The following is a 14,652-nucleotide window of genomic DNA, read 5'->3' as shown; positions in this document are numbered from 1 at the left end:
GGCAGAGTCGAGGCCATGACCCGCACACCGTTGCGGCCCGCGCTCGTCGAGGCCGTCGAAACACTTCAGGCCGCGGGCGTCCCGAGCCCACGCGCCGACGCCGAACAGCTGGCCGCCCACGTCCTCGGTGTGCCGCGTGCCCGGCTGCTGCTCGCGCCGCTGCTCACCCCCGAGCAGCGCGCCGAACTGCACGAGCTGGTGCGTCGGCGCGCGCAGCGAATCCCGTTGCAACACTTGATCGGCCGCGCGGCCATGGGACGGATCGATCTGGCGGTCGGGCCGGGGGTGTTCATCCCGCGTCCGGAGACCGAGCTGGTGTTCGCCTGGGCGCTGGCGCACCTGGAGGCCGTGCGCCACGATCACACGCCGGTCGTGGTGGATCTGTGTACCGGCTCCGGCGCGCTCGCCCTCGCCATCGCACACGCCCGGCCGGACGCCGAGGTGCACGCGGTCGAAATCGACCCGGCGGCCCTGAAATGGGCCAGGCACAACGCTGACCTGCGGATCGCGGCCGGCGACACCCCGATCACCCTGTACGCCGACGACGCGACAGACCCCGCGCTGCTCACCGAGCTGAACGGCCGGGTCGATATCGTGGTGTCGAATCCGCCGTACATCCCCGTCGGCGCCGAACTCGACCCCGAGGTCGCCGACCACGATCCGCACCGGGCGCTGTTCGGCGGCCCGGACGGCCTCGACGTCATCCGCGGGCTGGTGCCGACCATCGCCCGTCTGCTGCGCCCCGGCGGTGGTACCGCCATCGAGCACGACGATTCCAACGGCTCCGCGCTGGCCGCCCTGCTCGCCGGGACCGGCGCGTTCACCGAGATCACCGAGCATCCCGATCTCGCGGGCAAGCCGCGCTTCGTGGCGGCGGTGCGTAGCTGAACCGGCAACCCGCCCCGAGGGCCGCGAGCAGGGGTTTGCGGTCCGCCGCCCTGGCATGGTTTGTCCGTGGCGCGTGGCGAATTCGCGTTCTACCCGGGGGCCGACGGCGCCGCGGCGCCCGCGTGACAGGATGGGTGCCGTGAGTACCGTCTACGACTGCGCGGATCCCGACTCGCGCGCCGCCGGACTGTCCGCCGCGACCAGCGCCCTGAAATCCGGGCGGCTCGTCGTCATGCCCACCGACACGCTCTACGGCATAGCCGCGGACGCGTTCGACAGCCAGGCGGTCGCCGAGCTGCTCGCCGCCAAGCGGCGCGGGCGCGATATGCCGGTGCCGGTGCTCGTCGGTTCCTGGCACACCATCGACGGGCTGGTGTTCTCGGTGCGTCCGCAGGCCAGAGACCTGATCCAGGCGTTCTGGCCGGGCGGGCTGAGTCTGGTTGTGCAGCAGGCACCTTCGCTGGCCTGGGATCTCGGCGACACCAGAGGCACGGTGATGCTGCGGATGCCGCTGCATCCGGTCGCGCTGGAATTGCTGCGCGCCGTCGGCCCGCTGGCGGTGTCGAGCGCCAACGTCTCCGGGCAGCCGCCCGCAACCACCGCCGCGGAAGCACGCGCCCAGCTGGGCGAGCACGTCGGGGTGTACCTCGACGGGGGCCCCGCCGAGCACGCGATCGCCTCGACCATCGTCGACCTGACCGCCGATCAGCCGCGCATCCTGCGCGAGGGCGCGGTCTCGGTCGCCGATATCGCCGAGGTGCTCGGTATGGCGCCAGAGGCGCTGTCCGGGCCTGCTGCCCGGTGACCGAATGGCCGATCGGATGAGCGGGCGGTATCGCGAGTGATCGCGGTGCACGCATTGGGAAGTTCCGGTGCCGTCGTCCCGCTGCGCGAGCTGCTGCTGGTGCTGCTGGTGTCCACGGTGGTGACCTTTCTCGCCACCGGCGGGATCCGGGTGCTCGCCATCGGGTTCGGCGCTGTCGCGGTGCCGCGCGAACGCGATGTGCACGTCAAGCCGATTCCGCGGATGGGCGGGGTCGGCATGTATCTGGGCGTGGTGGCGGCCGTGCTGTTCGCCCACCAGCTGCCCGCGCTGCGCCGCGGCTTCGACTACCGGCCCGATATCGCGGCGGTATTGGTCGCGGCGACGATCATCGTCGCGGTCGGCATCGTCGACGACCGCTGGGGCCTGGACGCGCTCACCAAATTCGCCGGTCAGGTCACCGCCGCGGGTGTGATGGCGGTGATGGGGCTGAGCTGGTACGTCATCTACAACCCGTTCAACAACGAGACCGTGGTGCTGGACGGCTTGCAGAGCGCCCTGGTGACGGTCGCGGTCGCGGTGACGCTGATCAACGCGATGAATTTCGTCGACGGCCTCGACGGCTTGGCCGCGGGCCTCGGCCTGATCTCCTCGATCGCGGTGTTCGCGTTCTCGGTGGGCCTGCTCACCGAACAGGGCGGTTCGGTCGACACCTACCCGCCAGCGCTGCTCGCCGCCGCGCTGGCCGGAGCGTGCCTCGGCTTCCTGCCGCACAATTTCTCGCCGGCCCGGATCTTCATGGGCGATTCCGGCTCGATGCTGATCGGGTTGGTGCTGGCCGCGGTGTCGACCAGCGCGTCAGGGCGTATCCCGCTCACCGGCTACGGTCCGCGCGACATCGTCGGCCTGCTCTCGCCGCTGCTGCTGGTCGGCGCGGTGATGTTCATTCCGGTGCTCGACCTGCTGCTGGCCATCGTGCGCCGGGTGCGGGCCGGGGTCAGCTTCTCCACCCCGGACAAGATGCACCTGCACCACCGGCTGCTGCAGATCGGCCACTCGCAGCGGCGTGTGGTGCTGCTCATCTATTTGTGGGTCGGTGTGCTGGCCTTCGGCGCGGTCGGCACCTCGCTGATGGACCGGCGCGTCGTCGTCCTGCTGATGGCGGGCGGACTGGTATTCGCCCTGGTCGCGACGGCGGTTCCGGGGTTGCGGCGAGAGCGCGCGGCCGCCGCCGAACACGCCGAGCATCCCGGTGAGCCGCAGGAGCCCGCGGGATGACGGCATCGGCGCAGGACAAACGGCACGGGTAGAGTGCGGCTCGTGAGTTCGACACCGTACACAGACCCAGGCCCCGACGCTCCGCTGCGCGCCGCGCTGCGCTACGGCCTGGTCGGGCTGGTCGTGCTGACGGTGCTCGCGGTGGCGATCGCGGGTGCGGTTTCCGGCCTCGCCGGCGTCTGGGGCGCGCTGCTGGGCGCGGCCATCGGTGGTGGCTTCATCCTGACCACCGCCGCCGTGGTGCTCTTCGGCGCGAAACTGCCGCCGACCACGGCCGGATTGGTGATGCTGGTCAGCTGGGCGGGCAAGCTGCTGGTGGCCATGGTGGTTATCGCGATCTTGAATCAATTCGATTTCTACGACCGCGTGGCGCTGTTCCTGACCGTCATCGGAGCGCTGGTCATCGTGCTCGGTGCCGAGACGTACGGCGTTCTGCGGCAAAAGGTTCCGTACGTGACGGTGCCCGATCGCGAGGCCGGTCAAGGTACCGATCGGTAACAAATCGCACCCAGCTACACGCTGTCGTAGATAACTTGGTAAAGTCTTGGTAAGCAAGCGACCATAGGGGGGATCACCACGATCCCGCCGGGTGACGCTATGCTACTGCCGTGCCGGGCTCCGTTCCGGTTCTGCATGTCGACGATGTCGCCGACACACGTACAGACGCCCGAGCGGGAATGCCGCGCAGCTGCTGACGAACTTCGAGCCGACCTGAGTCGACCCACATTGATCGTCAATGTCCGATCGAACCGCGGGAACGACCGAACCCGCGGCCCGAACACGGGAGAGAACGCTGAGCGTCACCACTTTGGCCGCGGAATTTCACGCGCCATCGCTAACCGACTTTTTCCCTCCGGCGGTGCTGTTCGAGGGAACGCCGTTCGAACTCGATCGCTTGATGCTCATTCGCATCCTGATGTCGGCGGTCCTGATCGGCCTCATGGCGCTGGCCTTCCGTTCGCCCCGCATCGTTCCGCGCGGGCTGCAGAACGTCGCCGAGATCGGCCTGGTCTTCGTCAAAGAGCAGATCTGCGAAGAGGTCCTCGGCAAGGAAACCGGGCGCAAGTATTTCCCGCTGATCGCGACGATCTTCTTCACGGTTCTTTTCCTGAATTTCTCCAGCATCGTCCCGTTCTTGAATATCTCCTCGAACGCGCGGATCGGAATGCCGCTGGTGCTGGCCGTCATCGCCTACATCGCGTTCAACTACGTCGGTATCAAGAAGTACGGCTTCTTCAAGTACATGCGTAGCAGCATCGTGGTGCCGAACGTGCCGCCCGCGCTGCACGTACTGCTGATTCCGATCGAATTCGTCTCGACCTTCATCCTGCGTCCGTTCACGCTGACCGTCCGACTCATGGCCAACATGCTGGCCGGTCACATCATGCTGGTGCTGTTCTTCAGCTCCACCTGGTTCTTCCTGTTCGACGCCGCCAACTGGATGAAGGTGTTCTCGCCGTTCTCGCTGCTGGCGGGAATCGGGTTCACGATGTTCGAGATGTTGGTCATCTTCCTGCAGGCCTACGTGTTTGCACTGCTGACCGCCGTGTACATCGGCCTGGCCGAGCACGCAGATTCCCACTGACCGCACTAACAAATCACTGGAGACCTGCTACACCACGCCGACCGGCGGGTGAGCAACAGAAAGGGAAAGAAGACTCATGAGCCTCTCGTACCTGGCCCAGGAAGCTGCCAACGAGTCGACGCTGAAGGGCCTCGGCGCCGTCGGCTACGGCCTGGCCGCCATCGGCCCGGGCATCGGCGTCGGCATCGTCGTCGGTAAGGCGATCGAGGGTATCGCCCGCCAGCCCGAGCTGCAGGGCACCATCCGTACCAACATGTTCCTCGGTATCGCGTTCACCGAGGCGCTGGCCCTGATCGGCCTCGTCGCCGGCTTCATCTTCTGATTCCGATGAACGCGATTTCTTTGCTCGCAGAGGAGAGTTCGGAGGAGATCAATCCTCTGATCCCCGAAACGTACGACATCGTCTGGTCGATCGTCTGTGTCGCGGTTATCGCGGTGCTGTTCTACAAGTTCGTCGTGCCGCGCCTGACCAAGGTGCTCGACGAGCGCAGCGAGAAGATCGAAGGCGGTATCGCCAAGGCCGAGGCCGCGCAGGCAGAGGCTCAGCAGACGCTGCAGCAGTACCAGCAGCAGCTGGCCGACGCCCGCCTCGAGGCCGCGCGCATCCGTGAGGACGCGCGCACCCAGGGCCAGCAGATCCTGGCGCAGATGCGCACGGAGGCCCAGGCCGAGAGCGACCGGATCGTGGCCGCTGGCCACGCCCAGCTGGAAGCCCAGCGCCAGCAGATCCTGACCGAACTGCGTTCCGAGGTCGGCCGTACCGCGGTCGACCTGGCCGAGAAGGTCATCGGGCAGTCGGTCTCGGACGAGGCCAAGCAGGCGGCGTCGATCGAGAAGTTCCTCAGCGAACTCGACGACACCGACGCCGGCATCGGGGTCGGAAGGTAGCGACGCGAAAGTGAGAAGCATGTACGCAGCGAGCCGCGAGGCCAGCTCCCGTTCGCGGGAAGCGCTTCGGGCCGCTCTGACCGGAAGCGACAGTGTTGCCGCGACGACGGGTTCGGAACTGTTCGCCGTCGTCGCCGTGCTGGACGACCAGCGTTCGCTGCGTGTTGCGCTCGCGGACGTGTCGGTGCCCGGTTCGGCTCGCGCCGAACTGAGCGAGCGGGTCTTCGGCGGAAAGGTCAGCGTCGCCACCCAAGCGGTGCTGACCACCGCGGTGGCCCAGGACTGGTCCCGCACCGCCGACCTGGTCGACACCCTGGAGTTGCTCGGCCAGGAAGCGCTGCTGGAGTCGGCCGCCGACAGCGGCCGGCTCGACGCGGTCGAGGACGAGCTGTTCCGGCTCGGCCGGATCATCGCCGACAACCCCGACCTGGAGCAGGCTCTGTCGGATCGCGCGAAGCCGCAAGCGGCGCGGCGTGAACTGATCACCCGCCTGCTGACCGGCAAGGCCGAGCCCATCACCGTCACGCTCGCCGAGCAGGCGGTGACCAGGCAGCAGACCGGCCTCGGCACGGCCTTCGACGAGTTGTCCGACCTGGCAGCGTCGCGACGCGACCAGATCGTCGCGCACGTGCGGGCCGCCATCGCCCTGACGGCGCAGCAGAAGGAGCGGCTGGCCGCCTCCCTGCAGCGCATCTACGGCAAGCCGGTCACGGTGCACGTGCAGGTCGACGCGAGTCTGCTGAGCGGGCTCGTCGTGCGCGTCGGTGACGACGTGATCGACGGCACCGCCGTGGGCCGACTGGAGCGGCTGCGCCGCGAACTGGCGTAACCCGCCACCCAACCCCGACATTCGAGACCAGACAGCGAGAGCAGGAAGAACATGGCGGAGCTGACGATCTCCTCCGACGAGATCCGTAGCGCGATCGAGAGCTACACCCAGAGCTACACCCCCGAGACCTCCATCGAAGAAGTCGGTGTGGTCACCGATACCAGTGACGGCATCGCGCACGTCTCCGGCCTGCCCTCGGCAATGGCCAACGAGCTGCTCGAGTTCCCGGGCGGCGTGCTCGGCGTGGCGCTGAACCTCGAGGACCGCGAGATCGGTGCGGTCATCCTCGGCGAGTTCGCCGAGATCGAAGAGGGCCAGCAGGTCCGCCGCACCGGCGACGTGCTCTCGGTCCCGGTCGGCGACAAGTTCCTCGGCCGCGTGGTCAACCCGCTCGGTCAGCCGATCGACGGCCTCGGCGAGATCGAGGCCGAAGACCGCCGTGTGCTGGAGCTGCAGGCCGCGACCGTGCTGGAGCGCCAGCCGGTCGAGGAGCCGATGGCCACCGGCATCACCGCCATCGACGCCCTGACCGCGATCGGCCGTGGCCAGCGTCAGCTGGTCATCGGTGACCGCAAGACCGGCAAGACCGCGGTCTGCATCGACGCGATCCTGAACCAGAAGGCCAACTGGGAGTCCGGCGACCCCAAGAAGCAGATGCGCTGCATCTACGTCGCCATCGGCCAGAAGGGTTCCACCATCGCCGGCGTGAAGGCCGCGCTGGAGGAGCACGGCGCGATGGAGTACACCACCATCGTCGCGGCCCCGGCCTCCGATTCCGCCGGCTTCAAGTGGCTGGCCCCCTACACCGGTTCGGCCATCGGCCAGCACTGGATGTACCAGGGCAAGCACGTCCTGATCGTGTTCGACGACCTGACCAAGCAGGCCGAGGCCTACCGCGCCATCTCGCTGCTGCTGCGTCGTCCGCCGGGCCGCGAGGCGTACCCCGGTGACGTCTTCTACCTGCACTCGCGCCTGCTGGAGCGTTGCGCCAAGCTGTCCGACGAGATGGGCGCCGGCTCGATGACCGGTCTGCCGATCATCGAGACCAAGGCCAACGACGTCTCGGCGTTCATTCCGACCAACGTCATCTCCATCACCGACGGTCAGGTCTTCCTCGAGTCCGACCTGTTCAACAAGGGTGTCCGCCCGGCGATCAACGTCGGTACCTCGGTCTCCCGTGTCGGTGGCGCCGCCCAGACCAAGGCCATGAAGAAGGTCGCCGGTTCGCTGCGTCTGGAAATGGCGCAGTACCGCGAGCTGGAGGCGTTCTCCGCCTTCGCCTCCGACCTGGACGCCGCGTCGCTGGCCCAGCTCGAGCGCGGTGCCCGCTGGGTCGAGCTGCTCAAGCAGGACCAGTACTCCCCGGTCGCCGTCGAGGACCAGATCGTCTCGATCTACCTGGTCGACGCCGGCTACTACGACTCGGTCCCGGTCGCCGACATCCGTCGCTTCAACAGCGAACTGCTCGAAGACCTGCACCGCAGCGTGCCCGAGGCCTTCGCCGCACTGGAGGGTGGCGCCAAGCCGCTCGACGGTGAGGCGGCCGATCAGATCAAGGCGGCCACCGACAAGTTCAAGCAGGGCTTCCTCGCCTCCGACGGCAGCCGTGTGGTGAACGAGGCCGCTGCCGGCGAGCTGGACCACGAAGAGGTCGAGTCGCTGTCGGTCACGCGCAAGCACGTCGAGAAGTAAGTCGGGCGACGACCAATGCGTTATTCGATTCTTCTGGCGAATGAAGGGAGTGTGAACCGTGGCAAGCTTGCGTGAATTGCGCTCCCGCATTCGTGGTGTGAATTCGATCAAGAAGATCACCAAGGCCCAAGAGCTGATCGCGACCTCGCGAATCTCCAAGGCCCAGGCCAGGGTCGCGGCCGCGAAGCCGTACGCGGAGGAGATCACCAAGGTCCTCGGCGAGCTGGCGAGCGCGTCGAAGAACCTGTCGCATCCGCTGCTGACCGAGCGGGCCGACCCGCGCCGCGCCGCCGTGCTGGTGATCACCAGTGACAGCGGTATGTGCGGTGGTTACAACTCCAACGTGCTCAAGCGCGCCGAGGAACTGATGACCACCCTGCGCGGCGAGGGCAAGGAGCCGGTGCTGTACGTGATGGGCAACAAGGGCCTCACGTACTACACCTTCCGCAACCGTCCGCTGGTCGCGTCGTGGACCGGGTTCTCGCAGCAGCCGAAGTACACCGATGCTTCGGCGGCCTGCCGCCATCTGGTCGATGCCTTCATGGCGGGCGCCGACGGCGAGGTGCCGCATCCCAACGGGACCGGCGACATCGCGGGCGTCGACGAACTGCACATCGTGTACACGCGTTTCGTGTCGATGTTGACCCAGACCCCTGAGGTGCGTCGTCTGGCGCCGATCCAGGTGAGCTTTGTCGACGAGAACTTCGACATGGGCGAGGACTCGTTCAGCGATTCGGCCACGGCCGACCCGCAGGCGCAGTACGAATTCGAGCCCGACGCCGATGTGCTGCTGGCGGCCCTGCTGCCGAAGTACGTCAATACGCGTATCTACGCGTCGTTGCTCGAGGCAGCGGCATCCGAGTCCGCGGCTCGGCGCACCGCAATGAAGGCGGCCACTGATAACGCCAACGAATTGGCCAGCGTGCTGCAGCGCGAAGCCAACTCGGTGCGTCAGGCCCAGATCACGCAGGAAATCAGCGAAATCGTCGGCGGCGTGAACGCGCTGGCGTCGAGCTCGGACCGCGACTAAAAGCGCAGGAAGAGAACTTATCCAAATGACCGCAGCTGTCACACAAGACAACTCGAGCCGGACCGGCGCTGCTGCAGGCCGCGTCATCCGGGTCATCGGCCCCGTCGTGGACGTCGAGTTCCCGCGTGGTGCCATCCCCGAGCTGTTCAACGCTCTGCACGCCGACATCACCCTGGCCTCGGTGGCCAAGACCCTCACCCTCGAGGTCGCCCAGCACCTCGGTGACAACATCGTGCGTACCATCTCGATGCAGCCCACCGACGGCCTGGTCCGTGGCGCCTCCGTCAGCGACACCGGCAAGCCGATCTCGGTGCCCGTCGGCGACGTCGTCAAGGGCCACGTCTTCAACGCCCTCGGCGACTGCCTCGACAGCCCCGGCCTCGGCCGCGACGGCGAGAACTGGGGCATCCACCGCAAGCCGCCGAGCTTCGACCAGCTCGAGGGCAAGACCGAGATCTTGGAGACCGGCGTCAAGGTCCTCGACCTGCTGACCCCGTACGTCAAGGGCGGCAAGATCGGTCTGTTCGGTGGTGCCGGTGTCGGTAAGACCGTTCTGATCCAGGAGATGATCACCCGTATCGCGCGTGAGTTCTCCGGTACGTCGGTGTTCGCCGGCGTCGGTGAGCGCACCCGTGAGGGCACCGACCTCCGCCTGGAGATGGAAGAGATGGGCGTCCTCCAGGACACCGCCCTCGTCTTCGGCCAGATGGACGAGCCGCCGGGCACCCGTATGCGCGTCGCCCTCTCGGCCCTGACCATGGCCGAGTACTTCCGCGACGTGCAGCACCAGGACGTGCTGCTGTTCATCGACAACATCTTCCGGTTCACCCAGGCCGGTTCCGAGGTCTCGACCCTGCTGGGTCGTATGCCTTCGGCCGTGGGTTACCAGCCGACGCTGGCCGACGAGATGGGTGAGCTGCAGGAGCGCATCACCTCGACCCGTGGTCGCTCGATCACCTCGCTGCAGGCGATCTACGTCCCCGCCGACGACTACACCGACCCGGCGCCTGCGACCACCTTCGCCCACCTGGACGCGACGACCGAGCTTTCCCGCCCGATCTCGCAGAAGGGCATCTACCCGGCCGTCGACCCGCTGACCTCGACCTCTCGTATCCTCGAGGCGTCGATCGTCGGCGAGCGGCACTTCGCCGTGGCCAACGAGGTCAAGCGCATCCTGCAGAAGTACAAGGAACTGCAGGACATCATCGCCATCCTCGGTATGGACGAGCTCTCCGAAGAGGACAAGGTTCTCGTCGGCCGTGCCCGCCGCCTGGAGAAGTTCCTCGGCCAGAACTTCATCGTCGCCGAGAAGTTCACCGGTCAGCCCGGTTCGGTGGTTCCGCTGGAGCAGACCATCGACGACTTCGACCGCGTGTGCAAGGGCGAGTTCGACCACTACCCGGAGCAGGCGTTCAACTCCTGCGGTGGTCTCGACGACGTCGAGGCGGCCGCCAAGAAGATCGCCGGAAAGTAGTCACCGATGGCCGATATGTCAGTTGATCTCGTCGCCGTCGAACGGCTGCTCTGGTCCGGCCGGGCGTCGTTCGTCAGCGCGCAGACCACCGAGGGCCAGATCGGCATCATGGCAGGCCATGAGCCGCTGCTCGGCCAGCTGGTCGAGGGCGGCACGGTGACCATCGTCGATACCGACGGTCAGCGCATCGTCGCGGCGGTGCACGGCGGGTTCTTCTCGGTCACCGGCGACTCGGTGCGGGTGCTGGCCGAGTCCGCCGAGTTCGCCGGCGAGGTCGATATCGAGGCGGCCCGCCGGGTGCTTGCCGAAGGGACGGCCTCCGACGAAGACAAGCGGGTGGCGCAGGGCCGGGTGCGCGCGGTCGAGCAGAACGCGAACGCCTGAGCTCGGACGCTGTCGAGCGTCCAAGCGGCACAACACAATCGAATACGACACTGCCGGTGGCGATCTCGCCGCCGGCAGTGTTGTTTCGGTCGCCGTGATCGCCGGGCGGCCGGCGCTAGCGGTATGTTCGCCGACAAGCCCGCCCCATTTGTAAACTCGAGTCCGTGGTTGAATGACCGGGTTCGGTCGACGGGGTGGGATTCGATCGATTCGGCGAACGAAGGGATGGACGGCATTGCACACCGGGATGGTTCTGCTGATCATTCTGGTATGTCTGCTGGTCGCCCTCGCCCTGGCCTCCACCTATCGTCTGGTGATGTTGCGCCGCGGCGGCACGGCCGCGATTCTGCGGGTGCTCCCGGCTCGCGGCGGGGAACGCTGGCGGCACGGACTGATCCGCTACGGCGAAGACCGGCTCGTCTTCTTCAAGCTGTCCAGCCTCAAACTCGGCCCGGATTCGGTGATCCACCGCCGCGGCATCGAGGTCGGTGAGCGGCGCGGCCCGCGGGGCGATGAATACGACATCATGACCGACGAGATCGCGGTGATCGCGGTATCGGATGCACAGGGCAGCTTCGAGTTGGCATTGGATCGCGGCTCGCTGGCTGCCTTTTTGTCATGGGTGGAGTCAAGGCCCTCCGATCGCGCCCGCCGGCTGCGCGGGCACTGACAGCGGCCGCCGGTCTCGGCGGGGCAGCGTTTAAGGTGGTCGTGTGAGTGTGCATCTGACCCGGATCTATACCCGGACCGGGGACGACGGGACCACCGGGCTGAGCGATTTCTCCCGCGTGGCCAAAACCGATCCGCGCTTGATCGCCTACGCCGACTGCGATGAGGCCAATGCCGCGATCGGCGTCGCCCTCGCGGTGGGCGCTCCCTCCCCGCGGATCGGGGAGGTCCTGCGCCAGGTGCAGAACGATCTGTTCGACGCGGGCGCGGACCTGTCGACGCCGATCGTCGAGGCGCCGAAATATCCGCCGCTGCGCATCACTCAGCCGTATATCGACCGGCTCGAATCCTGGTGCGACGAGTTCAACGAAGGGCTCGCCCCGCTCAACTCGTTCATCCTTCCCGGCGGTACTCCCTTGGCCGCCCATCTGCATGTGGCCCGCACTGTGGTCCGGCGCGCCGAGCGTTCGGCCTGGGCGGCGGTCGAAGCGCACCCCGACGACACCGGTACGCTGCCCGCTCGATACCTGAATCGGCTGTCGGACCTGTTGTTCATCCTCGGCCGGGTGGCCAATCCCGGTGGCGATGTGCTGTGGCAGCCCGGTGGGGGCGCCGAGTCCGCGGACCGCGACGACTAGTTCACTGCCTCGGTGGCCGATCGCCGGGAGCCGGTAGAGCATTATCCTTGCACTCAGTGGTGCGCCGAAGACGCGGAGAGGCGGCATGGAACGTTTTCTGGTAACTGGCGGCAATCGGCTCGTCGGTGAGGTCGCGGTCGGGGGCGCCAAGAACAGCGTCCTCAAGTTGATGGCCGCGGCCCTGCTGGCCGAAGGCACCACAACCATCACGAACTGCCCCGACATCCTCGACGTCCCGCTGATGGCGGATGTGCTGCGCGGCCTCGGCTGCGATGTGACGATCGACGGGTCGGTCGTCACCATCGACACGCCCGCCGAACCGAAGTACCACGCCGATTTCCCGGCGGTCACCCAGTTCCGCGCCTCGGTCTGTGTGCTCGGGCCGCTGATGGCCCGGTGCAAGCGCGCGGTCGTCGCGCTGCCCGGCGGTGATGCCATCGGTTCCCGTCCGCTGGATATGCACCAGGCCGGGCTGCGTCTGCTGGGCGCGACCAGCGAGATCGAGCACGGGTGCGTGGTGGCCAGGGCCGACGAGCTGCAGGGCGCCCGGATCCGGCTCGACTTCCCGTCGGTCGGTGCCACCGAGAACATCCTCATGGCTGCGGTGCTCGCGGAGGGGGAGACCGTGATCGACAACGCCGCGCGTGAGCCCGACATCGTCGACCTGTGCAACATGCTGGTGCAGATGGGTGCGCGGATCAACGGCGCGGGCACCTCGGTGCTGACCATCGAGGGCGTCGAGCGGCTCTCGCCCACCACCCACCGGGTGATCGGCGACCGCATCGTCGCGGCCACCTGGGGTATCGCCGCCGCGATGACCATGGGCGATGTGCGCGTCACCGGCGTCAACCCGAAGCATCTGTCGCTGGTGCTGGACAAGCTGCGTTCGGCGGGCGCCCGGATCTCCTTCGAGCCAGACGGTTTCCGGGTGGTGCAGCCCGAACGTCCGCGTGCGGTGAACTTCTCGACGCTGCCGTTCCCCGGTTTCCCCACCGACCTGCAGCCGATGGCGATCGGTCTCGCGGCCATCTCCGACGGCACCTCGATGATCACCGAGAACATCTTCGAAGCCCGATTCCGCTTCGTGGAGGAGATGATCCGCCTCGGTGCCGACGCGCGCACCGACGGTCATCACGCGGTGGTTCGCGGAATCCCGCGGTTGTCGAGCGCGCCGGTGTGGTCCTCCGACATTCGCGCCGGCGCCGGGCTGGTGCTGGCGGGCCTGGTCGCCGACGGCACGACCGAAGTGCACGACGTGTTCCACATCGACCGCGGCTACCCGAACTTCGTCGAGCAGTTGCAGGCGTTGGGCGGGCAGGTGCGGCGGGTCGGCGTCACCGAATGACGGCCCGGATCGCCGGTAGGGCAGCGGAAGCGCGGAAGCGATAGCCGAAACCTCGCCGAAAACCCTTCCTGACCAGGCGATTTGACATTGCAAATGTAGCCACGTAACTTTATTCGAGTCAGAGCGACACGGACACCGACCCGGGGCCCAGGAGCTGAGCGGAAACGCTGAGCGTGCGGCCAGGGAAACGAGGTAGTACGAGGAGCGCCTGACGATCACACTAGCTGGACCGGTACCCCGGATTTGCTTCGGGTCTACGGCCGAGCTAAGCTGTAAAAGTTGCCTCACGGAAGCCCCAGCAAGATTCTAGTGTGGATGTGTGTGCGTGTGTTCTTTGAGAACTCAATAGTGTGTCGATGAATGTCAGTGCCAATATTATTATTGGTTCCGGCCCCTCATACCCCCGTGTGTTGTGGGTCGGACATTTTGAATGTCAGCAAATTTTTGCTGGTGTTCGGTTTTGCTGGGTTTTCGGACTCTAGTTTAGATATTTCTGATTCGCCCTTCGGGGTGTTTCGAGAGTCTTCAACGGAGAGTTTGATCCTGGCTCAGGACGAACGCTGGCGGCGTGCTTAACACATGCAAGTCGAGCGGTAAGGCCCTTCGGGGTACACGAGCGGCGAACGGGTGAGTAACACGTGGGTGAAGTTACGGCGGCTATAGCGGTGGGGAAACGCCCGGTCCCATTCCGAACCCGGAAGCTAAGGCCACCTGCGCCGATGGTACTGCACTCGACAGGGTGTGGGAGAGTAGGACACCGCCGGAACATCCTTCACGATAGGGGACCCATACACTGGGTCCCCTATCGTCGTTTGTATGCCGAAATGCTCGGCGAACGTCGAGTAGATGTCAGGAATTCGTGGCCGAGCCACCTGTGCGCGCAACTCAGAAAGGGACCACCGTGCCGGAACAGAACGACGGTCGGAAACCCTTCCGCCGCAACGACCCCGAGCGCGGATACGGAGGCCGCGGCGATAATCGGGGCGACCGCGGTACCTCGGGGGAACGCGGCGGTCGGGGCCGAAGCGGAGACGACGAACGCAGAACGCGCCGAGGTCACGACCGCGCCGACCGAAGCAGCGGCGAACGTGGCGGCTTCCCGCGCGGTGGACGCGACAGCGGTCAACCCAGCGAAGCCGGGCCGGCTCGGCGCGGACCGCGCAATGAGAGCAGTAGCCGCCCACAGCAG

Annotated in this window: 15 protein-coding genes and 1 rRNA gene; all 16 read left to right on the top strand. The window is 66.8% G+C overall.

Translation table 11 applies throughout. The annotated features are described in order from the left end of the window. The first annotated feature begins 15 nt into the window (after nucleotides 1–15). The 16 genes from prmC (at nucleotide 16) to rrf (ending at nucleotide 14,229) form a co-directional block, all read left to right on the top strand. Nucleotides 16–888, top strand: a complete 873-nt coding sequence (gene prmC, locus AC5W7N_RS28425) for a peptide chain release factor N(5)-glutamine methyltransferase (RefSeq protein ID WP_495922708.1) — start codon at nucleotides 16–18, stop codon at nucleotides 886–888. 139 nt (nucleotides 889–1,027) lie between these two features. Then, nucleotides 1,028–1,693 (top strand): L-threonylcarbamoyladenylate synthase, encoded by a 666-nt coding sequence (locus AC5W7N_RS28420; RefSeq protein ID WP_138445854.1) that lies wholly within the window; start codon nucleotides 1,028–1,030, stop codon nucleotides 1,691–1,693. Nucleotides 1,694–1,747: 54 nt separating this feature from the next. Further along, a complete protein-coding gene (locus AC5W7N_RS28415) occupies nucleotides 1,748–2,929 on the top strand; it encodes an MraY family glycosyltransferase (protein WP_228815292.1) in 1,182 nt (393 codons plus the stop codon). Between the two features lie 33 nt (nucleotides 2,930–2,962). Further along, the gene (locus AC5W7N_RS28410) at nucleotides 2,963–3,427 is read left to right on the top strand and encodes a Cg1360 family ATP-synthase-associated protein (protein ID WP_163813929.1); all 465 of its coding nucleotides are present in this window, start codon (nucleotides 2,963–2,965) and stop codon (nucleotides 3,425–3,427) included. A gap of 238 nt (nucleotides 3,428–3,665) precedes the next feature. Continuing rightward, on the top strand, nucleotides 3,666–4,514 hold the full coding sequence (gene atpB, locus AC5W7N_RS28405; RefSeq protein ID WP_081505323.1) for a F0F1 ATP synthase subunit A: 849 nt from the start codon (nucleotides 3,666–3,668) through the stop codon (nucleotides 4,512–4,514). A 76-nt stretch (nucleotides 4,515–4,590) separates the two neighbouring features. Next, the gene (locus tag AC5W7N_RS28400; protein WP_011207590.1) at nucleotides 4,591–4,836 is read left to right on the top strand and encodes an ATP synthase F0 subunit C; all 246 of its coding nucleotides are present in this window, start codon (nucleotides 4,591–4,593) and stop codon (nucleotides 4,834–4,836) included. Between the two features lie 5 nt (nucleotides 4,837–4,841). Beyond that, the gene (locus tag AC5W7N_RS28395; RefSeq protein WP_163813930.1) at nucleotides 4,842–5,402 is read left to right on the top strand and encodes a F0F1 ATP synthase subunit B; all 561 of its coding nucleotides are present in this window, start codon (nucleotides 4,842–4,844) and stop codon (nucleotides 5,400–5,402) included. A gap of 19 nt (nucleotides 5,403–5,421) precedes the next feature. Further along, nucleotides 5,422–6,231, top strand: a complete 810-nt coding sequence (locus AC5W7N_RS28390) for a F0F1 ATP synthase subunit delta (RefSeq protein ID WP_194990838.1) — start codon at nucleotides 5,422–5,424, stop codon at nucleotides 6,229–6,231. Nucleotides 6,232–6,282: 51 nt separating this feature from the next. Next, the gene (atpA, locus tag AC5W7N_RS28385) at nucleotides 6,283–7,923 is read left to right on the top strand and encodes a F0F1 ATP synthase subunit alpha (protein ID WP_163813932.1); all 1,641 of its coding nucleotides are present in this window, start codon (nucleotides 6,283–6,285) and stop codon (nucleotides 7,921–7,923) included. Between the two features lie 58 nt (nucleotides 7,924–7,981). Continuing rightward, entirely contained in the window at nucleotides 7,982–8,953 is a 972-nt protein-coding gene (locus AC5W7N_RS28380) for a F0F1 ATP synthase subunit gamma (RefSeq protein WP_194990840.1), read from the top strand. 25 nt (nucleotides 8,954–8,978) lie between these two features. After that, entirely contained in the window at nucleotides 8,979–10,427 is a 1,449-nt protein-coding gene (gene atpD, locus AC5W7N_RS28375; RefSeq protein WP_104362174.1) for a F0F1 ATP synthase subunit beta, read from the top strand. Between the two features lie 6 nt (nucleotides 10,428–10,433). Further along, a complete protein-coding gene (locus tag AC5W7N_RS28370) occupies nucleotides 10,434–10,811 on the top strand; it encodes a F0F1 ATP synthase subunit epsilon (protein WP_163813933.1) in 378 nt (125 codons plus the stop codon). 247 nt (nucleotides 10,812–11,058) lie between these two features. Beyond that, nucleotides 11,059–11,481, top strand: coding sequence for a DUF2550 domain-containing protein (locus AC5W7N_RS28365; protein ID WP_175585901.1), 423 nt, complete (start codon nucleotides 11,059–11,061; stop codon nucleotides 11,479–11,481). A 43-nt stretch (nucleotides 11,482–11,524) separates the two neighbouring features. Further along, entirely contained in the window at nucleotides 11,525–12,118 is a 594-nt protein-coding gene (locus AC5W7N_RS28360) for a cob(I)yrinic acid a,c-diamide adenosyltransferase (protein WP_194992740.1), read from the top strand. Between the two features lie 85 nt (nucleotides 12,119–12,203). Beyond that, on the top strand, nucleotides 12,204–13,463 hold the full coding sequence (gene murA / locus AC5W7N_RS28355; RefSeq protein WP_163813936.1) for a UDP-N-acetylglucosamine 1-carboxyvinyltransferase: 1,260 nt from the start codon (nucleotides 12,204–12,206) through the stop codon (nucleotides 13,461–13,463). Between the two features lie 649 nt (nucleotides 13,464–14,112). Continuing rightward, nucleotides 14,113–14,229 (top strand): 5S ribosomal RNA (rrf, locus tag AC5W7N_RS28350). Nucleotides 14,230–14,652: the final 423 nt, after the last annotated feature.

Source organism: Nocardia sp. CDC519, from assembly GCF_059509835.1.
The sequence above is the reverse complement of the archived record's forward strand: the minus strand, read 5'-3'. Positions and strand labels throughout refer to the sequence as shown.